Origin of the sequence: Oerskovia enterophila, assembly GCF_044748475.1 — a bacterium.
Taxonomy (GTDB): domain Bacteria; phylum Actinomycetota; class Actinomycetes; order Actinomycetales; family Cellulomonadaceae; genus Oerskovia; species Oerskovia enterophila.
In genome coordinates, this window is the sequence record NZ_JBIVFZ010000006.1 from 100461 (window position 1) to 123147 (window position 22687).

25 protein-coding genes are annotated in these 22687 nt (G+C 68.2%); 14 read left to right on the top strand and 11 right to left on the bottom strand.

Annotation, left to right across the window (positions count from 1 at the left end; genetic code table 11):
* The first annotated feature begins 54 nt into the window (after positions 1 to 54).
* Positions 55 to 1641, top strand: a complete 1587-nt coding sequence (locus tag ACIPWA_RS17775) for a GAF domain-containing sensor histidine kinase (RefSeq protein ID WP_400291876.1) — start codon at positions 55 to 57, stop codon at positions 1639 to 1641.
* On the opposite strand, the gene ACIPWA_RS17780 is transcribed toward ACIPWA_RS17775, so the two are convergent.
* The gene (locus tag ACIPWA_RS17780) at positions 1638 to 2273 is read right to left on the bottom strand and encodes a response regulator (RefSeq protein ID WP_400291877.1); all 636 of its coding nucleotides are present in this window, start codon (positions 2271 to 2273) and stop codon (positions 1638 to 1640) included. The two genes, ACIPWA_RS17775 and ACIPWA_RS17780, sit on opposite strands and share 4 nt — an antisense overlap.
* Positions 2274 to 2416: 143 nt before the next feature.
* On the opposite strand from ACIPWA_RS17780, the gene ACIPWA_RS17785 reads away from it, so the two are divergent.
* The 6 genes from ACIPWA_RS17785 (at position 2417) to ACIPWA_RS17810 (ending at position 7034) form a co-directional block, all read left to right on the top strand.
* Positions 2417 to 2947 carry a flavodoxin family protein gene (locus ACIPWA_RS17785; protein WP_400291878.1) on the top strand — a complete coding sequence of 177 codons (531 nt, stop codon included), beginning with the start codon at positions 2417 to 2419 and terminating at the stop codon, positions 2945 to 2947.
* 144 nt (positions 2948 to 3091) lie between these two features.
* On the top strand, positions 3092 to 4114 hold the full coding sequence (gene trxB / locus ACIPWA_RS17790) for a thioredoxin-disulfide reductase (protein WP_400291879.1): 1023 nt from the start codon (positions 3092 to 3094) through the stop codon (positions 4112 to 4114).
* Positions 4111 to 4434, top strand: coding sequence for a thioredoxin (trxA, locus tag ACIPWA_RS17795; RefSeq protein WP_056651677.1), 324 nt, complete (start codon positions 4111 to 4113; stop codon positions 4432 to 4434). The genes trxB and trxA overlap by 4 nt, the downstream gene beginning before the upstream one ends.
* Positions 4431 to 5552, top strand: coding sequence for an ACR3 family arsenite efflux transporter (gene arsB / locus ACIPWA_RS17800; protein ID WP_400291880.1), 1122 nt, complete (start codon positions 4431 to 4433; stop codon positions 5550 to 5552). The genes trxA and arsB overlap by 4 nt, the downstream gene beginning before the upstream one ends.
* Positions 5549 to 6559: a metalloregulator ArsR/SmtB family transcription factor gene (locus ACIPWA_RS17805; RefSeq protein WP_400291881.1), complete on the top strand. Its 1011-nt coding sequence runs from the start codon at positions 5549 to 5551 to the stop codon at positions 6557 to 6559. The genes arsB and ACIPWA_RS17805 overlap by 4 nt, the downstream gene beginning before the upstream one ends.
* A 28-nt stretch (positions 6560 to 6587) precedes the next feature.
* On the top strand, positions 6588 to 7034 hold the full coding sequence (locus ACIPWA_RS17810; RefSeq protein ID WP_400291882.1) for an arsenate reductase ArsC: 447 nt from the start codon (positions 6588 to 6590) through the stop codon (positions 7032 to 7034).
* Positions 7035 to 7088: 54 nt separating this feature from the next.
* Here the strand turns inward: ACIPWA_RS17810 and ACIPWA_RS17815 are convergent, their stop codons facing one another.
* Together ACIPWA_RS17815 and ACIPWA_RS17820 are read right to left on the bottom strand one after the other, a co-directional pair.
* The gene (locus ACIPWA_RS17815) at positions 7089 to 7595 is read right to left on the bottom strand and encodes a GNAT family N-acetyltransferase (RefSeq protein ID WP_400291884.1); all 507 of its coding nucleotides are present in this window, start codon (positions 7593 to 7595) and stop codon (positions 7089 to 7091) included.
* The gene (locus ACIPWA_RS17820) at positions 7592 to 9022 is read right to left on the bottom strand and encodes an FAD-dependent oxidoreductase (RefSeq protein WP_400291885.1); all 1431 of its coding nucleotides are present in this window, start codon (positions 9020 to 9022) and stop codon (positions 7592 to 7594) included. The genes ACIPWA_RS17815 and ACIPWA_RS17820 overlap by 4 nt, the downstream gene beginning before the upstream one ends.
* A gap of 83 nt (positions 9023 to 9105) precedes the next feature.
* Between ACIPWA_RS17820 and ACIPWA_RS17825 the strand changes: the two genes are divergently transcribed.
* Complete coding sequence (locus ACIPWA_RS17825; protein ID WP_400291886.1) at positions 9106 to 9480, top strand: ArsR/SmtB family transcription factor; 375 nt, start codon at positions 9106 to 9108, stop codon at positions 9478 to 9480.
* 202 nt (positions 9481 to 9682) lie between these two features.
* Positions 9683 to 10912, top strand: coding sequence for an IS30 family transposase (locus tag ACIPWA_RS17830; RefSeq protein ID WP_449870967.1), 1230 nt, complete (start codon positions 9683 to 9685; stop codon positions 10910 to 10912).
* On the opposite strand, the gene ACIPWA_RS17835 is transcribed toward ACIPWA_RS17830, so the two are convergent.
* The 4 genes from ACIPWA_RS17835 to ACIPWA_RS17850 all read right to left on the bottom strand — a co-directional run bounded on the left by ACIPWA_RS17835 (position 10863) and on the right by ACIPWA_RS17850 (position 14438).
* Positions 10863 to 11504 (bottom strand): class I SAM-dependent methyltransferase, encoded by a 642-nt coding sequence (locus tag ACIPWA_RS17835; RefSeq protein WP_400291890.1) that lies wholly within the window; start codon positions 11502 to 11504, stop codon positions 10863 to 10865. The genes ACIPWA_RS17830 and ACIPWA_RS17835 overlap by 50 nt on opposite strands.
* Positions 11505 to 11638: 134 nt before the next feature.
* The gene (locus ACIPWA_RS17840; RefSeq protein WP_400291892.1) at positions 11639 to 12451 is read right to left on the bottom strand and encodes an AAA family ATPase; all 813 of its coding nucleotides are present in this window, start codon (positions 12449 to 12451) and stop codon (positions 11639 to 11641) included.
* On the bottom strand, positions 12451 to 13833 hold the full coding sequence (locus tag ACIPWA_RS17845) for a Mu transposase C-terminal domain-containing protein (protein WP_400291893.1): 1383 nt from the start codon (positions 13831 to 13833) through the stop codon (positions 12451 to 12453). The genes ACIPWA_RS17840 and ACIPWA_RS17845 overlap by 1 nt, the downstream gene beginning before the upstream one ends.
* A gap of 8 nt (positions 13834 to 13841) precedes the next feature.
* Positions 13842 to 14438, bottom strand: coding sequence for a recombinase family protein (locus ACIPWA_RS17850; RefSeq protein WP_400291895.1), 597 nt, complete (start codon positions 14436 to 14438; stop codon positions 13842 to 13844).
* Positions 14439 to 14787: 349 nt separating this feature from the next.
* Between ACIPWA_RS17850 and ACIPWA_RS17855 the strand changes: the two genes are divergently transcribed.
* Positions 14788 to 15198 (top strand): hypothetical protein, encoded by a 411-nt coding sequence (locus tag ACIPWA_RS17855; RefSeq protein WP_400291897.1) that lies wholly within the window; start codon positions 14788 to 14790, stop codon positions 15196 to 15198.
* 114 nt (positions 15199 to 15312) lie between these two features.
* Here ACIPWA_RS17855 and ACIPWA_RS17860 read toward each other — a convergent pair whose 3' ends face one another.
* Together ACIPWA_RS17860 and ACIPWA_RS17865 are read right to left on the bottom strand one after the other, a co-directional pair.
* Positions 15313 to 16098 carry a hypothetical protein gene (locus ACIPWA_RS17860; RefSeq protein ID WP_400291899.1) on the bottom strand — a complete coding sequence of 262 codons (786 nt, stop codon included), beginning with the start codon at positions 16096 to 16098 and terminating at the stop codon, positions 15313 to 15315.
* Positions 16095 to 16721: an RNA polymerase sigma factor gene (locus ACIPWA_RS17865; RefSeq protein WP_400291900.1), complete on the bottom strand. Its 627-nt coding sequence runs from the start codon at positions 16719 to 16721 to the stop codon at positions 16095 to 16097. The genes ACIPWA_RS17860 and ACIPWA_RS17865 overlap by 4 nt, the downstream gene beginning before the upstream one ends.
* A gap of 349 nt (positions 16722 to 17070) precedes the next feature.
* Here ACIPWA_RS17865 and ACIPWA_RS17870 point away from each other — a divergent pair, with 349 nt between their 5' ends.
* From ACIPWA_RS17870 to ACIPWA_RS17880, 3 genes are all read left to right on the top strand, one after another.
* Positions 17071 to 17694, top strand: a complete 624-nt coding sequence (locus tag ACIPWA_RS17870; protein WP_400291902.1) for a recombinase family protein — start codon at positions 17071 to 17073, stop codon at positions 17692 to 17694.
* A gap of 4 nt (positions 17695 to 17698) precedes the next feature.
* Complete coding sequence (locus ACIPWA_RS17875) at positions 17699 to 19012, top strand: PIN-like domain-containing protein (protein ID WP_400291904.1); 1314 nt, start codon at positions 17699 to 17701, stop codon at positions 19010 to 19012.
* A 136-nt stretch (positions 19013 to 19148) separates the two neighbouring features.
* A complete protein-coding gene (locus ACIPWA_RS17880; protein ID WP_400291905.1) occupies positions 19149 to 19400 on the top strand; it encodes a hypothetical protein in 252 nt (83 codons plus the stop codon).
* A gap of 42 nt (positions 19401 to 19442) precedes the next feature.
* On the opposite strand, the gene ACIPWA_RS17885 is transcribed toward ACIPWA_RS17880, so the two are convergent.
* Complete coding sequence (locus ACIPWA_RS17885; protein WP_400291906.1) at positions 19443 to 20540, bottom strand: NADH:flavin oxidoreductase; 1098 nt, start codon at positions 20538 to 20540, stop codon at positions 19443 to 19445.
* 154 nt (positions 20541 to 20694) lie between these two features.
* Positions 20695 to 21591 (bottom strand): helix-turn-helix domain-containing protein, encoded by an 897-nt coding sequence (locus ACIPWA_RS17890; protein WP_400291907.1) that lies wholly within the window; start codon positions 21589 to 21591, stop codon positions 20695 to 20697.
* A 154-nt stretch (positions 21592 to 21745) separates the two neighbouring features.
* Between ACIPWA_RS17890 and ACIPWA_RS17895 the strand changes: the two genes are divergently transcribed.
* Positions 21746 to 22591: an SDR family oxidoreductase gene (locus ACIPWA_RS17895; protein ID WP_400291908.1), complete on the top strand. Its 846-nt coding sequence runs from the start codon at positions 21746 to 21748 to the stop codon at positions 22589 to 22591.
* Positions 22592 to 22687: the final 96 nt, after the last annotated feature.

Consider the following 22687-nt stretch of genomic DNA (forward strand, 5'->3'; position numbering starts at 1 on the left):
CGCCCGGCCAGAGTTGACCAGGAGGCCACCGTGGAACAGGCATACGCTCAGGACGTGGACAAGACCTCGGCCGAGGTTCAGGACGCGATCCTTCAAGCCGTCAGTGGCTTCTCTTCCGACTTCGACCTGCGTGACCTGCTCGTGGGCGTGGTGCGCGCCGCGTGTACTCTGTCGGGCGCCCGCTACGGCGCGTTGGGCGTCATCGGGCACTCCCGCCGACACCTCGTCGAGTTCGTCGCCGAAGGAATGAGTCACGCCGAGCGCGAGAGGATAGGGCACCTGCCCACCGGGCACGGCCTCCTCGGTCACCTGATCGACCATCCTGAGCCTCTCCGCGCCGAGGACCTGACCACTCACCCGGCCTCGACCGGCTTCCCGCCAGGACACCCGCCCATGACAACCTTCCTCGGGGTTCCTGTCCGGGTGCGCGGCCGCGTGTTCGGCAACCTGTATCTCACCGAGAAGTCCACGGGGCCCGTGTTCACTCCCCAGGACGAAAAGGCCGTCATCGCCATGGCCGCTCTGGCCGGACTGGCCATCGAGCACGCAAACCTCCTGGTCATGGCCGAGCGCCGCGCACGGTGGCTCGAAGCAACCGCAACGATGTCCTCCGACGTCGTGCGCGCCGAACGCCCCCTCGAAGCGCTGGAGGCCGTTCTCCGCGGAGCGCTCGACGCCGCAGACGGGACCGCCTGCATCGCGATCACCCCGGCCGACTCGGATCGATTCGGCGTACTCGCCGCTGTCGGTGACCGGAGTATCGATCCCGCCGAGACGCTCAAGGCCCTGCACCCCGCGTTGATGCTGGCGATGGCCACCAACACGACCCGTTCGAGCGATCTCCCCGTCGGTGGGGCAATCATGACCCGGCTCGCCCTCGACCCGCTCACCCGTGGCGCGCTCGTCCTCACGGTCCCCCCTCGCCGATACGTCGAGAACCTCGCCGAGGACTTCGACCTCATCGAGAACTACGCATCCCAGGCCTCGCTGGCCCTCGAACGCCACCACACCCGCGCCGTCCAAGAGCAGCTCGCCGTCCTCGCCGAACGCAACCGCATCGCCCGCGATCTGCACGACGTCGTGATTCAACGCCTGTTCGCCCTCGGCCTCCAGCTCAAGGCCCTTGCTGCGCACGCTGATCCCACCAGCCGGACGAGCCTGCACACCGTCATCGATGACCTCGACGCCACCATCGGCGAGATCCGACGCTCGATCATCGACCTTCGCCCCACACCCCAGCTGCACTCGTTGCGCTCCAAGATCCGAGCCCTGGTCACCGAGTACTCCCACGTCCTCGGATACACCCCGTCGCTGACCATCACCGGGCCCTTGGACACCCTCGTCGACCCCGCCCTGCACCACCACGTCCTCGCCGTCCTACGCGAAGGGCTGTCCAACAGCGCCCGTCACGCAGCAGCAGACCGGGTCTGGCTGAACCTCGACGTCACCACAGCCGAACTCACCTGCACCGTCACCGACGACGGCACCGGGATGGACCAGTTCGACATCCGCAGCGGGCTGCGCAACCTCGCCGAACGCGCCGCTGAACTCGGCGGGACGCTCGAGGTCACCGACCATGCCCCGCGCGGGTGCCGTCTTGCCTGGCAGATCCCCCTGAACCGTCGTGACGGAGAGCCCTAGGTCTGGAGCTTCGTCGCCAGCACAGCCGCCTGAGTCCGCGACTCCAGACCCAGCTTCGTCAGGATGCTCGACACATAGTTCTTGACCGTCTTCTCCGACAAGACCATCTGGGATGCGATCTGCCTGTTCGTCATACCCTCAGCGATCAACGTCAGGACGTTGTGCTCCTGCTCGCTCAACGCCGCGAGGGCCGGCTCCTCGACCGGTCCGGACCGCACACGCTCCAGCACCCTCGCAGTCAAGGCAGGATCGATCAATGACTGACCGTCCGCCACGCGTCGCACCGCGTCCACCACATCGGAACCGGCGATGACCTTCAACAGGTACCCGCTCGCTCCGGCCATGATCGCCGCAAACAGGGCCTCGTCGTCGTCGTACGAGGTCAAGATCAGCGAACGCACCTTCGGGGCCGACGAGTGCAGATCACGACACACCTCGACCCCTGAGCCGTCCGGGAGCCGGACGTCCAGCACCGCGACATCCGGGCACAAGCTCGGAAGAACACGCATCGCCTCGCGGGCAGACCCCGACTCCCCCACGACCACCACCTGACCGTCCGCCTCGAGCACGCCCTTGAGCCCGCGCCGCACGATCTCGTGGTCATCCAGCAGGTAGACCCGGATCGGCTCCATGCCTCCGTTCTACTCCTCTTCACACCCAGGCACCATCGCACACCGACCGCCCCGAGAGCCGAACAGCCCTACCAGGTCGCGCCGAAAGGACCTGGCATGAAGTCGCAGGTCCAGCAAGGCTGGAAGCAAACCAGGAGGGCACCATGGAAGCCGTCGTCATCTACGAGTCGATCTTCGGCAACACCGGCGCGATCGCCCAAGCGATCGCGGACGGTCTCGCGCAGAACCTGACCGTGCGCACCGTGCAGCTGCCCTCGCACTCCCCGGCCGACGACGTGGGCGCCGCCGATCTCGTCGTGCTCGGCGGCCCCACCCACGCCTTCGGCATGTCCCGACGCAGCACCCGAGAAGAAGCAGCCCACCGGCAAGGCCATGGCCACCCCGTCGAAGCCAGCGGCCTACGTGAGTGGCTCGAAGCCCTGACCGACGAAGCCGGCGGACGCAGCGCCTGCGTCTTCGACACCCGCGCCAGGTCCTTCCGCTACCTACCCGGAAGCGCCGCCGGCTCGGCCTCTCGCCTCATGCGTGAGAGAGGCTTCCACCTCATCGACGAACCCCGCTCCTTCTACGTCACCGACATGGAAGGCCCACTGGCCGCCGGAGAGATCGCACGCGCCAAGGACTGGGGCGCCCACCTGGGCAAGGCTGTATCCCTCACCCAGCAGCACGACTGACCCCGCTACATCGCGCAGCGATTCGCGGCCGGTACCGGACCATCGTTCAGACGTACACCCGGCGCTCATCGCCCCGCCGTACTGCATCGATCTTCATCGATCTTGACTTTGGCGATCTATATCGACGCGTGTCAACATAGAAGCATGTCGATACAAGATGTGCGGAACGTCATCATCGTGGGTTCGGGCCCCGCCGGGTACACGGCCGCCGTGTACGCCGCGCGTGCGGGCCTCGAACCCCTGGTCCTGGCCGGTTCCATCACGGCCGGTGGCGCGCTGATGAACACGACCGAGGTCGAGAACTTCCCCGGGTTCCCCGACGGGATCATGGGTCCTGAGCTCATGGAGAACCTGCAGAAGCAGGCCGAGAAGTTCGGCGCGCAGGTCGAGTGGGACGACGCGATCGAGCTGCGGCTCGAGGGCCCGGTCAAGACCGTGGTCACGGGTAACGGCGAGACCTACACCGCTCGCGCCGTGATCCTCGCGACGGGCTCGGCGTACCGTGAGCTGGGCCTGGACGACGAGAAGCGGCTGTCCGGCCGTGGCGTGTCCTGGTGCGCGACGTGTGACGGGTTCTTCTTCCGCGACCAGCACATCGTGGTCGTCGGTGGCGGAGACTCCGCGGTCGAGGAGGCGACGTTCCTGACGCGCTTCGCGTCCAAGGTCACCATGGTGCACCGGCGCGACGAGCTCCGTGCGTCCAAGATCATGGCCGACCGCGCCAAGGCCGACCCCAAGATCGAGTTCGCCTGGAACAGCGAGATCGTGGCCATCCACGGTGAGAACAAGGTCGAGTCCCTGACGCTGCGCGACACGGTCACCGGCCAGGAGCGCTCGCTCGACGCGACCGGCCTGTTCGTCGCGATCGGGCACGACCCGCGCACCGAGCTCGTCAAGGACCAGATCGACCTGGACGACGAGGGCTACATCCAGGTCCAGGGCCGCACGACCCTGACCAACATCGAGGGCGTGTTCGCGTGCGGCGACGCCGTCGACCACACCTACCGCCAGGCCATCACCGCGGCCGGCTCCGGCTGCTCCGCGGCCCTCGACGCCCAGCGCTACCTCACCGAGCTCGCCGACGATGTGGGCCTGGCCGAGGTGGCCGGGACCCCCGACGTCCCGAAGCCTGACGACCTGCCCGCCGCACTGGAGAAGATTCGATGAGCACCGTGACCGTCACCGACGAGACCTTCGAGCAGGTGGTGCGGGGCTCCCCGATCCCGGTCCTGGTCGACATCTGGGCGACCTGGTGCGGGCCCTGCCTGCAGATCGCCCCGATCCTCGAGCAGCTCGCGACCGAGTACGAGGGGCGGATCACGATCGCCAAGCTCGACGCGGACGCGAACCCGGCGACCGTGGCGGCAGCTGGTGTCGTCTCGATCCCGACCTTGAACATCTACTCAGGGGGCGAGCTGGTGAAGTCGATCGTGGGCGGACGCCCCAAGCCGGTGCTGGTCGCCGAGATCGAGGAGGTCCTGGCATGAGCCGCACCGCGGCTCCGGCCACCACCGCGAGCGTCCAGGGCGCCGGACGTCTGTCGACGCTCGACCGGTGGCTGCCGGTGTGGATCGGGCTCGCGATGGTCGCCGGACTGCTGCTGGGCCGGTTCGTCCCGGCCCTGTCGGACGTGCTGGCCTCGATGGAGGTCGGGGGAATCTCGGTGCCCATCGCGATCGGCCTGCTCGTGATGATGTACCCGGTCCTGGCCAAGGTCCGCTACGACAAGGTCGCCTCGGTCACCGGGGACAAGAACCTCCTATTCTCGTCCCTGGTCCTGAACTGGCTCGTGGGCCCCGCGCTGATGTTCGCCCTGGCGTGGATCTTCCTGCCCGACCTGCCCGAGTTCCGCACCGGCCTGATCATCGTGGGCCTGGCCCGCTGCATCGCGATGGTCGTCATCTGGAACGACCTGGCCTGCGGGGACCGGGAGGCCGCGGCGGTCCTGATCGCAATCAACTCCGTCTTCCAGGTCCTCGCGTTCTCGCTCCTGGGCTACTTCTACCTCACGATCCTGCCCGGATGGCTCGGCCTGGACACCGCCGGCCTCGACATCTCCATGGGACAGATCGCGCTCAACGTCCTGGTCTTCCTCGGGATCCCGCTCGTAGCCGGGTTCGCCTCGCGCCTGATCGGTGAGCGCACCAAGGGCCGGACCTGGTACGAGGACAAGTTCCTGCCCACGATCGGCCCCTGGGCCCTGTACGGGCTGCTGTTCACGATCGTGCTGCTCTTCGCCCTGCAGGGCGAGGCCGTGACCTCCAACCCGCTCGACGTCGCCCGCATCGCCCTGCCGCTGCTGGTGTACTTCGCCGTGATGTGGGGCGTGGGCATCATCACCGGGAAGACTCTGGGCCTGGGGTACGCCAAGTCCACGACCCTGGCCTTCACCGCGGCCGGCAACAACTTCGAGCTCGCGATCGCCGTGGCCATCGCGACGTTCGGCGCAGCCTCGGGCCAGGCCCTGGCCGGTGTCGTCGGGCCGCTCATCGAGGTCCCGGTCCTGGTGGGCCTGGTCTACGTCTCCTTGTGGATCGCCCGCCGCTGGTTCGCCGTCGACCCCTACGCCACCCCGGTGGCCGAACCCGAGAAGGTGACCCCATGACCACCACTCCCCCGCCTCTGACGGTGCGCGACGCGGACTGCGGACCGCAGATCGAGTCCCACGCCATCGGCGCCGACATCGCCACCGTCGTCGCGACCGCGCTCAAGGCCCTGGCCGAACCCCTGCGCCTGCGCATGCTGTCCTTCATCGCCACCGCCCAGGCCGGCGAGGCCTGCGTCTGCGACCTGGCCGCCCTCACCGACGTGTCCCAACCGACCGTCTCCCACCACCTCAAGGTGCTGCGCGACGTCGGGGTCCTCGCCTCCGAGCGGCGCGGCACCTGGGTCTGGTACCGCATCACCCCCGGCTACAAGGCGGCCGTGACCACCCTGCTGGACTCCTTCGCCCCCGCAGCCCTCGAGGCATCGGTCACCCAGGAGGTGCTGCGCGGGCTCGAGGACGTCGACCCGGCCCTGGACCACCTGGCCACCGAGCTCGCGACCACGTTCCCCGGCGTGCGCTTCGACGTCGTCCAACGCGTCGTGCGCGAGTCCTACACCGACCTGGCACGCTCGGCGAAGGTCTCCGCCCACCTGGTCACCCTCACCGAACGCTTCGCCCGCCAACGCCTGACCGACATCACCCGCGACCCGACGAGCGGCCCCCAGGTGCTGTTCGTGTGCGTCGCGAACGCCGGCCGCTCCCAGCTCGCCGCGGCCCTCGTGCGCCACTACGCCGGCGACCGCGTCACCGTCCGCTCCGCAGGCTCCACCCCCGCCGCCGAGATCCACGCCGGGGTCCGCGAAGCCCTCGACGACCTAGGCACCGCCCACGACGCGTTCCCCAAGCCGTTGACCGACGACGCCGTCCGCGCGGCCGACGTCGTGATCACCATGGGCTGCGGCGACGTCTGCCCGGTCCTTCCCGGCAAGCGCTACGAGGACTGGCTCGTCGGAGACCCCGCCCTGGCCTCCCCCACCGGGGTCGCCGCGATCTGCGACGAGCTCGACACCCGGGTCCGTGCCCTGCTCGCCGACCTCCTGCCCGACCTCACCCTGCCCACCTGACCCGCACGCACCAGCCTGGAGAGACCTCATGAACGCCCAGCACGCCCCCACCGAGAAGCCGTCCGCCCTGTTCGTCTGCGTCCACAACGCCGGCCGCTCCCAGATGGCCGCCGGGTTCCTGCGCGCCCTGTCCGGCGGGGCCGTCGAGGTCCGCTCGGCCGGGTCCATGCCCGCCGACCAGATCAACCCCGTCGCCGTCGAGGCCATGCTCGAAGCCGGGATCGACATCCGCACCCAGACCCCCAAGGTCCTGACCACCGAAGCCGTCCAGGCCTCCGACGTCGTGATCACCATGGGCTGCGGCGACGTGTGCCCCATCTACCCCGGCAAGCGCTACGAGGACTGGCAGCTCGAGGACCCCGCCGGGCAGGGCATCGAGTCCGTGCGCCCCATCCGCGACGAGATCCGCACCCGCATCCTGACCCTGCTCACCGAGCTCGGCGTCGAGCCCGTCGAGATCCCCGCCACTGCCTGACCCCAGGCGCACCGAAGGGCCGGACGCATACTCGTCCGGCCCTTCGTCATGCGTTCACTCGATGGCCAGAGCCTTCTGCAGCAACGTGGTGCCCGACCAGAGGTCGAACGTGCGACCCACCCGTTCAAGGCGCCCTGCCGGGGTGAACCCGGCCCGCTGGTGCAGGGCAAGAGAAGCCGCGGTCTCGGCGTCGGCGATCACCGCGACGACCTCCCGCGCCCCAGCGGCCTGGGCGTGATCGAGGACCTCGGCCAGGAGCCGGGTGCCGATCCCTTGGCCGGTGACGGCCGGGTCGAGGTAGATCGTGTCCTCGACCGTGTGCGCGTACGCCGGGCGCGGGCGCCAGGGGCCCACGTAGGCGAACCCGACCAGGCGCCCCTCGAGTTCGGCGATGAGGAACGGCCACCCCGCCGAACCCAAGTCCTCGACCTTCTGCGCCCACACGACCGGCCCAGGCGCGGTCAGTTCGAACGTCACGGTGGAGGTGGTGACGTAGTGGTCGTAGATGCGAGCGAGCCCCGCCGCGTCGGCGGGGCTCGCTGCGCGCAGGTTCAGGCTCACCCGCAGGTGCTCGCCGGCGCCGGCTCGTCGCCGGAGCGCCCGTGGACGACGCCGGTAGCGAACCCGGACCCAGCCGGTGCCCCGACCCCGAGCGTGACGAGCTGGGGCTCGGCAGTTCCTGTGCCGCAGCACGAGCCGCCGACCTCGTCGTCGGTCTCCAGTGCCAGGTCGGTCGAGCACACACCGGTGGCGGGCAGGTTCAGCTGGACCAGGTCCGCCGCGGCCCGGTCGCCCGCGAGAGCGGCGGCGATCGAGCGGACCTGCTCGTACCCGGTGGCGAGCAGGAACGTCGGGGCCCGCCCGTAGGACTTCATCCCGGCCAGGTAGAACCCGTCGTCAGGGTGCTGGAGCAGCTTCTCCCCGTGCGGGGGAACCGTGCCGCACGAGTGGAAGTTCGGGTCGATGAGCTCGGCCAGCCGGCTCGGGGACTCCACCACCGGGTCCAGGTCCAGGCGCACCTCACGCAGCATGTCCAGGTCCGGGCGGAACCCAGTCGCGTTCACGATCGCGTGGACGTCCAGGTCCAGCACCTCCTCGCGCGAACGGCCCAGGACCAGCACCGTGTCCTGGCCGGGCACGAGCTGTTCGATCGAGATCCACTTCACCAGGGTCAGCCGGCCCGCCTCCACGGCGGCCTGCAGGCGGGTGCCCAGCAGCCCGCGCGCGGGCAGCTCGTCGTCGGCCCCGCCGCCGAACAGGCGCCGCGCAGAACCGCCCCGGATCGCCCAGGTCACCACGGTGCCCGGCGCGGACTCCGCGAGCTCGACCAGGGACAGCAACGTGTTCGCCGCCGAGTGCCCCATCCCGACCACCAGCGTGTGCCGGCCGGCGAACCGCTCCCGCTGCGAGCCCAGGACATCAGGCAGGGGGCCGGTGACGAAGCCCTGCACCTGGTCCTCGCCAACCGCTGGAAGGCCGCTGGTGCCCAGCGGGTTCGAGGTCGTGAACGTCCCGGACGCGTCAATCACCGCACGGGCCAGCACATCCTCGACCTGCCCGTCCGCACCCACGGTCCGCACCCGGTACGCGCGCCGCTCCCGGCCCAAGGACCGGGTCTTGTCCGCACCGTCACGGGCCACGGCCAGTACACGGGTCCCTGTCCGCAACCGCGAGGCGATCGCCGGGATCGCGGCCAACGGCACCAGGTACTCGTCCACGAGCTCGCGCCCCGTGGGCAGCTGGTCCAGGTCCGGGGCCCTCCATCCGGTGGGCTCGAGCAGTCGGCGCGCAGCCTCGTCGATGTCGTAGCGCCACGGCGAGAACAACCGCACGTGTCCCCACGACGCCACCGCCGCACCCGGCCCCTCGCCCGCCTCGAGCACGACCGGCTCCAGGCCCCGCTCCAGCAGGTGAGCAGCAGCGGCCAGCCCCACCGGTCCCCCACCGATCACTACGACCGGCAGGTCAGCACGCACGACCTCGCTCATCACCACTCCTCGCATCGACAACCATCAATGAACTCCATGACGACAACGTATCCACAAACTTCGATACGTGGCAAGATGGGTTCATGACCACGACGACGGACCTGACCCTCGCACCAGCCGGCACCGCTGGCGCCGCCTGCTGCGCGCCGCTGGTCCGGCAGGCGGCGGACCCCCAGACCGCCCGCGCCCTCGCGCACACCTTCAAGGCGCTGGCCGACCCCACCCGGGTCCAGCTGCTCTCGATCGTCGCCTCTCACGAGGGCGGCGAAGCCTGCGTGTGCGACCTCACCGAGCCCGTCGGCCTCTCCCAGCCGACCGTCAGCCACCACCTCAAGATCCTCGTCGACGCCGGCCTCCTCACCCGCGAGCAGCGCGGACGCTGGGCCTACTACTCCCTGATCCCCGGCGCCCTGACACAGCTCGCGACCACCCTGACCGAGACCACCCTCAGCAGCTGACTCTCACGAGCGCCGCGTCTCCCGGAGGCGGCAATGATCGACATCCCCGGACGACGACCACCCCTGTTCACTCACCACCGGCCACTCGGCTGCCCCGCTCCTGCCGGAAGCTCCCAAGGTTCTTCGACGTCGCAGAACCGACGGCGGTCTCAACCGATCAACGCACCACGAGGGTGGATGATGCGTGGTTGTGGAGGCCGGGATGAGTGTTGGGACGTCGTTGTCGGTGCCAGAGCAGGTTGTGGTGTGGGATGCGTGGGGTGAGGGTGAGTCGCTGCGGCGGATCGCTGATCGGGCCGGCCTGCAGGAGCAGCAGGTGCGCCGATACCTGCTGCGCCATGGCGGGGTCCGACCTTCACTGCCGAGGCGTTCGCTGCGGCACCTGAGTCCTGGGGAGCGGGAGGAGATCTCGCGCGGGATCGCGAGTGGGCTGTCTGGACGGGCGATCGCCGCAGGGCTTGGCCGACCGCCCTCGACGGTGTCAAGGGAGATCACGCGCAACGGCGGCCGCGGCGCCTATCGCGCGACGGGCGCGGAAGCGCGCGCCCTGGCTGAGGTCAAGCGGCCGCGGGTGCCGCGCCTGGCAGGGGACGAGCGGTTGCGGACCGTGGTGCTGTCGCGGCTCGAGCTGGACTGGTCCCCACAGCAGATCGCGGCGTGGTTGCGCCGCGAACATCCCGATGAGCCGGGCATGTGGGTCTCGCACGAGACGATCTACCGAGCGGTGTACCTGCCGAGGTCACGTTCGATCCCGAAGGCGACCTACCAGCGGCTACGAACGGGTCGTTCGATGCGCCGTCCCCGGATGGTCCAGCGCTCTCACGGGCGAGGGCAGCTGCGTGACATGGTCTCCATCCACCACCGCCCAGCTACCGTGGCCGACAGGCTCGAGCCCGGCCACTGGGAAGGCGACCTCGTCATGGGCAAGCGCCCCTCAGCGGTGGCCACGCTCGTGGAGCGCTCGACCCGCTACCTGAAGATCGTGCCGCTGCCCGACGGGATCAAAGCCAAGGACGTCAGCATCGCGGTCGCCCGCGCACTGTTCAACGTGCCACCGGGGATGTGCAAGTCACTGACCTGGGATCGTGGCCGCGAGATGGCCGACCACGCCTTCCTCAGCGCGCTCATCGACGCCCCCGTCTACTTCTGCGACCCCCGCAGCCCGTGGCAGCGCGGCACCAACGAGAACACCAACCGCCTCCTGCGCCAGTACCTACCGCGACGGTCCAACCTCACCGACACCGACGACATCGAGCTCGAACGGATCCAACGACTCCTCAACGAGCGCCCGCGGCGAGTGCTCAACTGGGCAACGCCAGCGGACACGTTTCGGCAGGCTGCTGCAGATTCTCGACTTCCACGTCAGCTCGCAGCAGAGTGGGCTACTTCGGCGCCTGTGCGAGCACGAACCCTTGATCGTGCTTCTCAGTAGGGCGCGGTGCGCGGTCCAGCACGGTATCCACGTCGAGCCCGGCAGCGCGCGCCGCCGCGGCGACATCCGTCGTGAGGTGCAAGAACGAGGTGAGCCCTACCGGCTGCCCATAGGCGCTCGTGATCGTCCGTTCCCCTGTGCCCGCATGGAAGCCGAGCAGGAGGGTTCCACCGGGCCGGAGCACCCGAGCCATCTCCGCGACGGCCGCTGCCAGCGCGTCAGAGGGGACGTGAATGATCGAGTACCACGCCAGTACTCCGTCGAAGACGTCCTGGTCGAACGGGAGCGCTGCAAGATCGGCTGCCACCAGCGCCGTCGGGACGGTGGGTCGTGCTGCCTCCGCGAGCATCCCCGATGAGAGGTCGATGCCGACCAGGCGCAAGGACGACTCTCGCTCGTGAAGGTGCCCCAGCATCCGACCTGTGCCACACCCCGCATCAAGCACCCGTGCCCCTGCTGGCAGCTGATCAACGAACTGCTCAATCAGCGCCAGGTCCATGCCCGCTTCGAAGGACGCGTCGGGGAGCAGCGCTGCGTAGTCCGCAGCGACGGCGTCGTACCCGGCTCGCGCCCGGGCCAGTCGTTCGTTCATAGGAGGCAGGGTAGGCCAGCGCCCGTTAGCCGATCCCTCACCGGGCATCCCGATACTCCAACCCGGCCCACGCGGATCCGCCAGTTTGTGGAGTTGGTCGCTGCGTGGCGGGGTTCTGTGATCGCTTCGTGTCGTCAGGTGCCGATGACGAGGACGCTCGCTGCGGCTTCGATGACGTCGTCGGTGATGGTCTCGAGTTGGTTGATCTTGAGGACGCGGCTGATTTGCGGGAAGAGTCGTTCGAGGAGACGAAAGTTGCCGCGGGTGATGCGTTCGATCGCGGCGATGGCTTGAGCGTCGGTGAAGTCGTCGGGATCGAGGGTCCGGCCGAGATGCTTCCAGTGGCGGTCGAGGACGAAGAGGAGTTCGTCGCGGCCGAGTGCTCGGTAACGGTGGGAGAAGCCGAGTCGGCTGTATAGCTGGGGGTAGTGGCGGAAGCGTTCGTCGATGCCGGGCATGCCGATGAGGATGATCGCGCGGTGGGTGCGGTCGTGCTCATCGCGGAGCATCTCGAGAGCGAGCGGGGTGAGGCGTTCGGCTTCGTCGATGATCAGGAGTTCGACAAGCTTGGTGGAATCGCGCGCCTTGACGGTTGCGAGGCAGGGGTCGGTGAGGCGAAGGTGTTCGTCGGCGCAGATGCCGACCTTGTTCTCCCAGTGTCCAAGGTCGCACATGACGTCCTTGGGGCGGCTGGCGACCTCGGGTGTGTAGAAGACGCTGCGGGAGCGGTTGGCGAGGGCGTAGTGCTTCGCGTCCTGGTCCCCGCGCGGTCCCCACTCGGTGATGAACGGTTCGAGCGCGTCCCAGCTCGCGTAGCGGCGTGCGGAGTTGGTCTTCCCGACTCCGGCCTCGCCGTGGCAGATGCCGATGGTGTGCTCCTTCCTCACAGCGTTCGCGAACTCGGTGAAGCGTCGATGCTCTTTGGTGACGATGAAGCCTTGGCTCATCAGTCCTCCTCGTAGGTACGAAGGCGTCGTCGTGCCGGCGCGGGTTCGGCGACGTGGGGTTCCGCACGAACGACGACGGTCGGGATGCGGTCGTTGATCGCGCGGCGAAGCTGCTGTCGGCGGGCGCGGCGGGCGGTTTCGATGTCGCGGAGGCTGAGACGGATGTTGGGGTGGGCTTCGTCGACGGCGACGCATGTGAAGGTGTCCCGGTCGTAGACGCGAATCTCGGAGACGTCGCGCGGGTCGTAGCGGATGGTGACGGTGTGTCCGACGAACGGGGCGAGGGTGGGCGCGAGGTAACGCTGGCCTTGGAAGTGGATGCCGTCTCGCTGCATGGTGCGATGCGTGGGGACGGTGAGTAGCAGCCCGTCGAGCTGGTCGAGGCTGTCGGGCATGCGTGGGAGCCAGCCGTCCGCGACCCATGCGTCTCGCGGCGAGGCGCCGATCTCCTGATGGGTGCGGTGGTTGTAGGTGGCGATGAACTCGCCGACCGCGCGGTCAAGGCCCGGGAGATCGAGTACGGGCTGCGGGGTGCGACTTCCCGGGCCGAGATGGCCGGGGAGGCTCGTGAGCAGCTCGGTGTTGATGGTGCCGAAGAAGCGCTCGATCTTTCCGCGTCCTTGGGGTCGAGCGGTGATCGAGTAGATGAGGCGAACGTGTAGCTCGATCGCGGTGCGTTCAAGGTGGTGACTGGTGAAATCGGATCCGTGGTCGACGTGAAGGATGTCCGGGATCCCGCACATCGCCCACGCCGGATCCGTCTTCCGCCAGATCGCCTGCCGCAACGCGAGCGCGGTGTTCAAGGCTGACGGTGCTCCGGAGAAGACCATGTAGCCGCAGATCGCGCGGGAGTGGTCATCCATCACCGTGGTCAGCCAAGGACGGTCGGGCTTGCCGTTCGCACCGACGATGAGGACGTCGAGTTCGGTGTGATCGGCTTGCCAGATCTGATTGGGCCGTTCCGCGCGGCGTCGGAACACGAGCTCGTGACGGTCACGGTAGGAAGCTGGCCCTTCCAGTGCGAGGGTGACGAGCGCCGGATTGAGGGCGCGCACGATCTCGCGGACGGCTGCGTAGCTGGGCGCCGGCCGACCATTGCGCTGGGCGTCCGCGACGGTGAGCCGGTGCAGGGTCGCCAGGCTGGGGCGCGGCTTCGTCAGTGCGAGGTGCTCGATGAACACGACGGTTTCCGGTGCGGTGCGTCGCGCCCCGGCATCACTGCGGGGACGCGGGGCAAGTGCAGTGAGTCCGCCGTCCCGGTAGAGCTGGTGCCAGCGCTGCAGCGTTCGGGTGCTGACACCGGTGTCGCGGGCGAGGGCCGCGAGAGGGATCTGGTCCTCGACGTGAAGTCGAAGGATCCGCCACCGCTCGAGCCCGTCCACGACGATCGCTACATCGCTGCGCTCTCGCGGGCCGAATGGGCCTGCTGGTGGCGGTAGAGCGTCGCGCGGCTCCACCCGACGAGACGGGCGGCATCTTCGGCGGTACGGCCGCGGGCGCGCGCGTCGGTGGCGATCGCGAGCTTGTCCGCGACCACAACGGGGTCCGAGAGAGGCCGCCCGAAGCGCGTCCCGTTCGATCGCGCGGCCGCGATGCCGGCGTTGACTCGTTCGACGATGAGTTCGCGTTCGTATTCGGCGAGTGTGGCGAGCATGTTGAGCATCAGCCGGCCAGTCGACGTCGATGGATCGATGCCGTCGGAGATCGAGCGGACCTGCACGCCGCGCTCGCGCAGCAGGTTCACCGTGTTGAGGACGTCGATCAGGGACCGGCCGAGGCGGTCGACCCTCCAGACGACGACGGTGTCGCCATCCTCGGCGTACTCGAGGAGCTTCTTCATTCCGGTCCGCTCGATCGCGGTCTTGCTCCCCGAGGTGACGTCCGCGAAGACGTCGCGCTTCTGCACCCCGGCGGCGACGAGCGCGTCGAGCTGCAACTGCGCGTCCTGACTCGATGTGCTCACACGCGTGTATCCGAGAAGCCTCACGACCCCATTCTGACTCGAAAATACCCTCCGCGACCCCTCCTGAGACGAAACGTGGCGAGACGTCTTTCCGAGACGGCAACATCCCCGAGATCGCGGTCCCGCCAAGGCCCGGAGCACTGCTCGCCTGCGCGTCTCAGAAAGCTACAGGTTCCCGAGACGCCGGAGGTCGGCGAGTGGCGGGGGTGGAGATCCGCGGAACGGCGCCCCCACGCGTCCGAGACCAAGGACCTTGTCCGCCTCACCGAGGTCGCGGAACACTGCGGTCACCGGCGGTCAAGACCCGGCGTCGACAAGACGAGGCTCCCTGACGAGGACCTCCATCGGCGGGTCGATTTGCTACGTTTCGACCATGACATCCGTTGAGCAAGCGTCAGTTCAAAGCCTCCCTCAGACCAGGCGCCGTTGGCGACTCATCGCAGGTACTGGACTGGCCGCGCTAGTACCGACCGCGCTCTTCGGCTGGGCGCTCAATGAGTACCTCTACGAGCTGAAGTGGCTCGTCTCCTCCAGCGGTTGGCTCGACGGTGAACCTGACCAGCTTGTCGTAGTGGCCGGCACAGCAGGCCTCGTCCTTCTCGCCGGGGTGGCGTTCGGCGCGTACCGCCTTGCCCGCCGAACGTCCTCCGGCCAGCCCTCACCACGTCAGGCGCTGGCCTGCGCGCTCACGGGCGTCGGTATACCCCTGGTGCTGCTTGCCCTCGTATTGCTCGTATGGGCGGCTGCATCGCCGCTGACCTCGGTTCTCGTCCCTGTCCCATAGCCAAGCAGAGCCCTCGCGCAGGCCAACGTTCTCGCCGAGCGCTCCCCGGGCACAACACACGGCGGGCTCGACCCGTCAACGCACCACTGCCGAAGCTAGCGTGTCGGGTGTCGGTCATTGGACGTCCAGGATCGTCGGATCGTCGACGTTGACGGGCTTTGAGCTCGTCCCGTCGCTGTGGTGCATGGTGACGGTCGCGTCAGGGTCGGTGTCTCCTGGCCACCAGGCTGCCCACCAGCCGTTGGAGACGGTCGCTTCGATCTTGAAGCCGTTGGAGCGGGTGATGTTCACGGCGCTGACCTCGTCGCCGGTGCGTCCGTAGATGGCGGTGGCGTGGCCGTTGTTGGGGTTCCACGTCGTGAAGTAGGTGACGATTGTGACCTCGCCTTTGGTGGGCTCCCGCAGGCTATCGAGGTTGGTGCTGCTCAGGCCGCCGGTCCCGTCCTCGTCCAGGAGGCAGTCCATCACCTCGCGATCGTCGGTGCGTAGCGTGAACGTGAAGATGCCGCGCTGCTCGGCGAGCACGGTCGTGGCGGCGGGAGCGGGGACGACTATGTCGCAGGCAGTCTCCGCATCGGCAAGCGCCTCACCGGACAGTGCTGTGGGTGTTGCGGTCCAGGTGGCGTAGGCGTCGTCTTGGCTCAGCCACGGGACAGCGAGGCCAACGGTGAGGGCGAGGGCGCCGGTTGCAACTGCCCCGACGAGCGCCCCGCGGTGACGGGGAGCGCGTGTGTTCTTGGTCGCTGTGTAGGTGGCGGCTGCCGTGGTGACCCTGGTGCCGTCGCGGAGGATCTGATCGCGGACTGGCTGCAGCGAGTCGGGGATTCGCGGCGCCGGCGCGTAGGCAGCGATCGCGACAAGAGGGTCCTGGCTCGGGTGACTCGTCGTCTGTCGGCTCATGATCTGCTCCTGAGGTCCGCGGTGTTGAACGTGGTGGCCGGGTGGGGCGCCAGCGCGCCGGATGCTCGCCGAGGGCTGTCTGTAGCAGGCTCGGCCTGGTCTTCGAGTTCGCGCGAGAGCTGTCGGCGCGCGCGGGAGAGCCGCATCTTGACCGCCGCGGGACTCGCGCCGAGCACCTGTGCCGCCTGGGAGGCGTCGAGGCCGTCCCACGCCACGAGCAGCACGACCTCGCGGTACTTCGGTGCGAGTCGTCCGAGTGCGGCGAGGACGTGCTCGCGTTCGGGCACGATGCTTCCCGGGGTCGGAGTCTGTTCCGCGAGGTGGGCTACTCGGGCGAGCTCGATCTCCATGGCTCGGCGGCGGTAGGTCGACCGTCGTGAGTTGGCCATGGTGTTCCGGGCTACGACAAGAAGCCACGGCAGGGCATCCTCGGGAACATCGTCGAGGCGCCGCCAGGCGACCAGGAATGTCTCTGAAACGACGTCGTCTGCCATATGTGGGTCCACGTGACGACTCACGTACCTGTGCACGCGCCCGACATGCGCCTCCCACAGGTCGGCAAATAGTACTGACGCTGTCGTGTCGGGAGGTCGTTCTCCGCGACCGTTCTCGATGCTGCTCACATCCTTGTAATGTCCGCCCGGCCGCTGGGGTAACACGGTCGCCAGATCGTCCCAGTGCTGATACGACGTCTGGTGTCAGGTTGAGGCCGGCGTGATGTCCTTCGATCCACCCGCGCGGCCTGACTACTGCAAACCCCGAGTGTCAACCAAACCGGGGGCAGACCCTGACAGGCCAATCTCCCCAGCGTCCACGCCGCCAGACGAGCCCTCCTCATCGGTCACTCACCGATCCAACAACTACGCCACCAAGCGATGCGACTCACAGCCGTCAGAACATGTCGCAGAACTAGTGCCCGAAAACCCCCGGTGTCGCAGAACGCGACCCGGGGGTTTTCGCTACCGTCAGCGCATGGCTCACACCTACGGCTACGCCCGCGTCTCGACGACCGCGCAGAACCTCGACGCCCAGATCGACGCCCTCACCGGTCCCGGCGGCGTCGACGAGCGCGACGTCGTCGTGGAAAAGGCCTCCGGCGCCCGCGAGGACCGCCCCGAGCTCGCACGAGTACTTGGCGGCCTGCGCGAAGGAGACACCCTCGTCGTCACAAAGCTCGACCGCCTCGGCCGCTCCGCCGCCCACGTCGCCCGCCTAGTGCGCGACCTCGACGAGCGCGCCGTCACCCTGCGATCGCTCTCCGAGACCCTAGACACCTCGAGCGCGGCCGGACGCCTCATGGTCCACGTCCTCGCGGCCGTCGCACAGATGGAAGCCGACCTCGCCCGCGAACGCACCCTCGACGGCCTCGCCGCCGCTCGAGCCCGCGGCCGTGTCGGGGGCCGCCCCACAGTCATGACCCCCGACCGCATCGACACCGCACGCGTCGCCCTGGCCGGCGGACAGTCTCGCGCCGCCGTTGCCCGCGCCATCGGCGTCTCCCGGGACACTCTCTACCGCCACCTGGCCGACCTCGAGAACGTTGCTGCACCACTTGGGATCGGCAAGGCCGTCCCTGTACGACCCCCGCTACCCTGACGACGTGCGCACAACCTTCCAGCACCACTACGACCTCCCCCCCAAAGACGCCGTGAACGAGGCGCTCATCAAAGCAACGGTCGTGCTCGACACGAACATCCTTCTGGGGCTGTACCGGGTCTCGCCAGAGCTTCGCGAGACGCGACTCTCGGTGCTCCGCAAGATCGGTAGTCGGCTGTTCGTCCCTCATCAGGTGGGCGTGGAGTTCCACCGGAACCGCCGGGAGGTCGTGCAGGACATCCGCACGGAGTACTCCGCCTTGGAGGCCGTGATCGGGACCCTCTCCAAGGCCGTCAAGCAGTTCGGCGGTGAGAACAGGTACGCGGAATCAGCCAAGCAGGTCCGTGACCTAGTCGAGCCCGCGCTGGCCCAGATCCTGGACGGGCTGAAGGAACTCGCCAAAGAGGACGCTCATCTCATCGACCTGCGACAGGATCCCGTGCTCGACGCCCTCGAGGAACTGTTGGAGGGAAGAATCGGGAAGGCCCCCAGCCCGAAAAAGCTCGCCCGCCGCGTCCAGGAGTTCATCGCAGTTCGCGTCCCGCTGAGCCTTCCCCCGGGCTACGCCGACACCGGCAAGATCGAGAATCGTGGACCTGCTGCAGCCGCCGGCGACTACCTCCTGTGGCGTGAAGTTCTGACGATGGCGAAGCGCAACGACACTGATGTCGTACTGATCACCGACGAAACCAAGCCCGACTGGTGGTCGATCGGAGGCAACCGCCTGCCCACCGTTCCTCACCCCCTCCTAGTCAGCGAGTTCCGGGAGAAGACCGGACGCAACTACTACCAACTTCGGTCCCAAGACCTGCTGAAGTTGGCCTCCGTCCTAGACGTGACCGTCTCGGACGACGACCTCGCCGAGGAGGAAGAGCTGTACGCCGCGCGGGCGGAGCGCGCCGCGCTTGCCAACCTTGCCCTGGTCTCCGCGTTCGCATCCGAGGAGCGCTCCGCGAGAGCCCTCGCCGCCCTGAGGGCGAACATGAGCGAACTCAACACACTTGCCTTCTCCGAGAGCACCCGCAGCTCTCTTGCCTCGGCAATGAGCGAACTCTCCTCTCCCGGCGTACCCCCAAGCGTTCTCGGAGCCCTCGCCGCAGACATGCGCAACCTCACGCCCGACATACCCCCAAGCGTTCTCGGAGCCCTCGCCGCAGACATGCGCAACCTCACGCCCGGCATATCCCCGAGCGTTCTCAGGGACATCGCAGCGACCATGCGCAAATTTCCCCACAACCCGACTCAAGAGGCTGGCTCAGAACCCAAGAGTCGAGACGCTGACGACGACTCGGACACCGCTACGGACGGCGACCTATAGCGTCCCCACACACCGGCCGCGCTTGGGCTTTCGCTCGTCGCACGGAGACGACGCGCCAGCCATCTGGCAGGCCAGCGCGCAGGCGTCGCCACGCGGCGTCGTCGTCGGGTTCCCAATCGACGGCAGGCTGCGGGTCGTGGGTCGCACGACACTGCTCTCCCCCGGCGCGCGGGGCGCCCTGGTCCCGGTCTTACGGGCGCCGTCGGGCGAGCACCCGTGGCCGGCGCGGATCTCGCCCGGGATGTTCGGGCGATTCGCGGCCCGGACGGCGCCGATCGACCTGACCCTCATCGAGCCGTTCGTCGTGGAGGTCTCAGCTGACACCGCCTGGTCCGGGACTTCCTACCGCCACCCGCTGCGGTTCATCCGTGTCCGTCTCGATTGCTAGCTTCCTCTGTCAGGTGGCCGCAGCCGAGAACATCGCCTGGCCCTACGGCGTACCAGGTGTGTGGTCCTCGGATGTGTCGTCCATGACCGTCTCGGGCCAGTTCTCGCGCAGGTATCGGAGGAGGGGGGCGCTGGCTCCGAGCTCGGTCAGTCGAGTTGTGCTCGTGGGTGGTGGTGTCGGGGTCCATGTCGGATCGGCCATGCCCTGGGGCCAGTTCGGGTGGTGGATGGCTGCGTGTCCCAGGGCGACGATGTCTGCACCCTGTGTCAGAGCGAGCTTCGCGTCCTGCGGGCTCCATAGCTTTCCCGCGACGACGAGACGGAGCTCGGAGGGGATCGCGGCCCGGATGAGGCGGAGGGGGTGGGTATACGGGGGCTCGGCCGATGTGGCGAGCGCGTTGCGCAGTGACAGGTGCAGGTAGTCGATCCCGTCCTGCGCGATCCAGCCTGCGATGGTCGCCGTCTCTTGGGGAGTGATACCTCGCCGTAGGTCCTCTGCGGAGAGCCGAACGCCGACGGCGAAGTCGGATCCGACCGCGGATCGGACGGTCTGTACGAGCGATCGCAAGAAGCTGGCCCGGGCGTTCAAGTCTCCGCCCCACTGGTCTGTGCGGGTGTTCTCCGTCGGGCTGATGAACTGTGCGGGGAGGTAGCCGTGTGCGGCGTGGATCTCGATTCCCTGCAGGCCTGCTGCCTGTACGCGGAGCGCTGCGGAGCGGTGCGCGTCGATGAGGTGCTCGATGTCGCGGTCTGTCGCTGACCGCCAGCTGCTTCCTGCTGATGCAGAGATTCCTTGTGTGTGCGCGATCTCGGGAGTGAAGCGAGAACCGCCGTGGATGAGCTGCACGATGCCGGGTGTGCTTGTCGGCGCCAGGGCTGTGGCGAGCCGTGCAAGCGGCGCGATGTGGTCGTCGGAGTAGACGCCAGCCTGTCCCTCCCAGACTCTGCCCTCTGGCGAGACCGCGTAGCCGCCGGTGATGATGGTGCCGAAGCCGCCTACGGCTCGGCGAGCGAGCCAGGCGATCTCGACGTCGCTAAGCCTTCCGTCGGAGTGGCTCTGCTTGTTGGTCATCGGGGCCAGTGCAATGCGGTTGGCCGATCGGAACGCGCCCCAAGAGATGGGCGCTGCGAGGTCTGTCATAGTGCGGTTGTTCTCCTGGAGTTCGTCAGGGTTGGGCAGGCTTGGGCGCACCCGGCCGGGGTGCGCGCACACCTAACCCCAGGGGTGCGTGGTTCGCCGTGCGCTCGGAGCTCGCTGTCGGCGTGAGCGGATGGTGAGCGCGCCCTCGATATGGCTACGGGCCTTCGCGCGGTTCTGCTGTTGTCGTGGCGGGTTCGCGGTGGGTGACTGACCAGCTCGCGAGCATGGTCAGTGCGTCGGCGGTGGTGCTGGTGGGGGGTGCGCTGTAGGCGATGAGTTGGAGGCCGGGGCTTGAGGCGAGAGCCATCGCCTCGTAGTTCAGGTCGAGGTCACCGACGACCGGGTGGGTAATGCTCTTGATCCCGGTGCTGTGCTGTCGGACGTCGTGTGATGCCCAGAGGGCTCGGAAAGTCTCGTTCTTGACCGAGAGCTCGCCCACAAGGTCGCTGAGGACGCGGTCGTGGGGGGACCGTCCTGCTTCAGAGCGCAGGAGCGCGACGGTCTGCGCGGCGGCCTCGTCCCAGTCGCGGTAGAAGTCCAGGGCCCGGGGTTCGAGGAAGACGAAACGGCCGAAGTTTGCGGGGCGCTGGGGCTGGACGTAGAGCTCGGAGAACACTGCTCGACCGAGTGCGTTGGTGGCAAGCAGGTCGAGCCGGCCGTTCTGAACGAACGCCGGGACATCTCGCATGGCGTCCAGGAGCTGTTGGACGGACTGCGGGACCTTCTCCGCGCGCGACGGGCCGCGCCTGCGGCGAGGGTGTGCGCCGTCGTTCGCGGCTCGCACGAGGTCATAGAGGTGGCTACGTTCAGCGTCGTCGAGGTCGAGGGCCCGGCTGATGCCGTCGAGGACCGACTCTGAGACTCCCTTGGCGTTCCCGCGCTCGAGGCGGACGTAGTACTCCACGCTCATCCCGGCCAACAGCGCCACCTCTTCGCGGCGCAACCCCGGAACACGGCGCCGACCGCCGAAATCGGGGAGCCCGGCCTCGGCGGGCGTGCGCCGGGCGCGCCTAGAGGTAAGGAACTCGCGGATGTCGGCGGAGGTGTCCATGCACCGAACCTACGACAGGAATCCGCGCCTAGGGGGGTACTGCCATTAACCGTATAGGTGGGGTCTGCCTGGCCCCCAGGAGATGTTCTTGACTGGATCTCATCACACCACGAGACCGGCCAACGAGGTCGATCCGCACCCTGGAGGAGATCACATGAGCAAGCAAAGTTCCGTCTGGTTCATCACCGGTGCCGGCCGCGGCATGGGTATCGACATCGCCCAGGCGGCCTTGGCCGCTGGGCATTCTGTAGTGGCCACCGGGCGCGACGCGAGCCGTGTGCTCGCCGCGATCGGCGAGCACGAGAACCTGCTGACCGTCTCGCTCGACATCACCGACCCTGCCGCGGCTGAGGCCGCCACGGCAGCAGCGGTCGAGCGCTTCGGGCGCATTGATGTGCTGGTCAACAACGCCGGCAACTTCTACGCCGGGTACTTCGAGAACATCAGCGACGCCCAGTTGCGCGCTCAGATGGAGACCAACTTCTTCGGTCCCCTCAACGTCACCCGCGCGGTGCTGCCTGTCATGCGCCGCCAGCGCTCGGGCCAGGTCATCACCGTCACCTCGATGGCTGGCCTCATCGGCCAGGAGTTCTGCGCTGCCTACGCCGCCTCGAAGTTCGCCCTCGAGGGCTGGATGGAGTCGCTGCGCTTCGACCTTGAGCCCTTCGGCATCAAGACGATGGCTGTCGAGCCCGGCTTCTTCCGCACCGAGCTCCTGGTCGAGGGCTCCTCGACCATCTGGCCCGAGCTCGAGATCGAGGACTACGCCGAGCGCACCGCCACGACCATCGAGGCCTGGAAGGCCATGAACGGCCAGCAGGGCGGCGACCCCAAGAAGCTCGCCCGTGCTCTCGTGACTCTCTCCGACTCCGGCGACCTGCCGCTGCGCTTCATCGCCGGCGCCGACGGCATGGCCAGCGAGGAGCAGAACCTCGCCACCATCCAGTCCCAGATCGACGCCCACCGCGAGCTCTCGGCATCCCTCACCTACGGGGCCTGAGCGCTCCTGCTGGTCGCGTCCAACCCCGCGGCGGGCGCGACCAGTACCCCGCACTGACGCCTGCCCTCGGACGTCGCGGACGGCGTTGCGTTCATG

Bases quoted from the DNA above. Each gene is read 5' to 3' on its own strand.
- ACIPWA_RS17785 (WP_400291878.1), top strand. From the start codon at position 2,417: ATGGAAGCCGTCGTCATCTACGAGTCGATCTTCGGCAACACCGGCGCG.
- ACIPWA_RS17780 (WP_400291877.1), bottom strand. From the start codon at position 2,273: ATGGAGCCGATCCGGGTCTACCTGCTGGATGACCACGAGATCGTGCGG.
- ACIPWA_RS17840 (WP_400291892.1), bottom strand. From the start codon at position 12,451: ATGAGCCAAGGCTTCATCGTCACCAAAGAGCATCGACGCTTCACCGAG.
- arsB (WP_400291880.1), top strand. From the start codon at position 4,431: ATGAGCCGCACCGCGGCTCCGGCCACCACCGCGAGCGTCCAGGGCGCC.
- trxA (WP_056651677.1), top strand. From the start codon at position 4,111: ATGAGCACCGTGACCGTCACCGACGAGACCTTCGAGCAGGTGGTGCGG.
- ACIPWA_RS17860 (WP_400291899.1), bottom strand. From the start codon at position 16,098: ATGAGCCGACAGACGACGAGTCACCCGAGCCAGGACCCTCTTGTCGCG.
- ACIPWA_RS17855 (WP_400291897.1), top strand. From the start codon at position 14,788: ATGACATCCGTTGAGCAAGCGTCAGTTCAAAGCCTCCCTCAGACCAGG.
- ACIPWA_RS17890 (WP_400291907.1), bottom strand. From the start codon at position 21,591: ATGGACACCTCCGCCGACATCCGCGAGTTCCTTACCTCTAGGCGCGCC.
- ACIPWA_RS17820 (WP_400291885.1), bottom strand. From the start codon at position 9,022: ATGAGCGAGGTCGTGCGTGCTGACCTGCCGGTCGTAGTGATCGGTGGG.
- ACIPWA_RS17825 (WP_400291886.1), top strand. From the start codon at position 9,106: ATGACCACGACGACGGACCTGACCCTCGCACCAGCCGGCACCGCTGGC.
- ACIPWA_RS17885 (WP_400291906.1), bottom strand. From the start codon at position 20,540: ATGACAGACCTCGCAGCGCCCATCTCTTGGGGCGCGTTCCGATCGGCC.
- ACIPWA_RS17835 (WP_400291890.1), bottom strand. From the start codon at position 11,504: ATGAACGAACGACTGGCCCGGGCGCGAGCCGGGTACGACGCCGTCGCT.
- ACIPWA_RS17870 (WP_400291902.1), top strand. From the start codon at position 17,071: ATGGCTCACACCTACGGCTACGCCCGCGTCTCGACGACCGCGCAGAAC.
- trxB (WP_400291879.1), top strand. From the start codon at position 3,092: ATGTCGATACAAGATGTGCGGAACGTCATCATCGTGGGTTCGGGCCCC.
- ACIPWA_RS17895 (WP_400291908.1), top strand. From the start codon at position 21,746: ATGAGCAAGCAAAGTTCCGTCTGGTTCATCACCGGTGCCGGCCGCGGC.
- ACIPWA_RS17805 (WP_400291881.1), top strand. From the start codon at position 5,549: ATGACCACCACTCCCCCGCCTCTGACGGTGCGCGACGCGGACTGCGGA.
- ACIPWA_RS17810 (WP_400291882.1), top strand. From the start codon at position 6,588: ATGAACGCCCAGCACGCCCCCACCGAGAAGCCGTCCGCCCTGTTCGTC.
- ACIPWA_RS17830 (WP_449870967.1), top strand. From the start codon at position 9,683: ATGAGTGTTGGGACGTCGTTGTCGGTGCCAGAGCAGGTTGTGGTGTGG.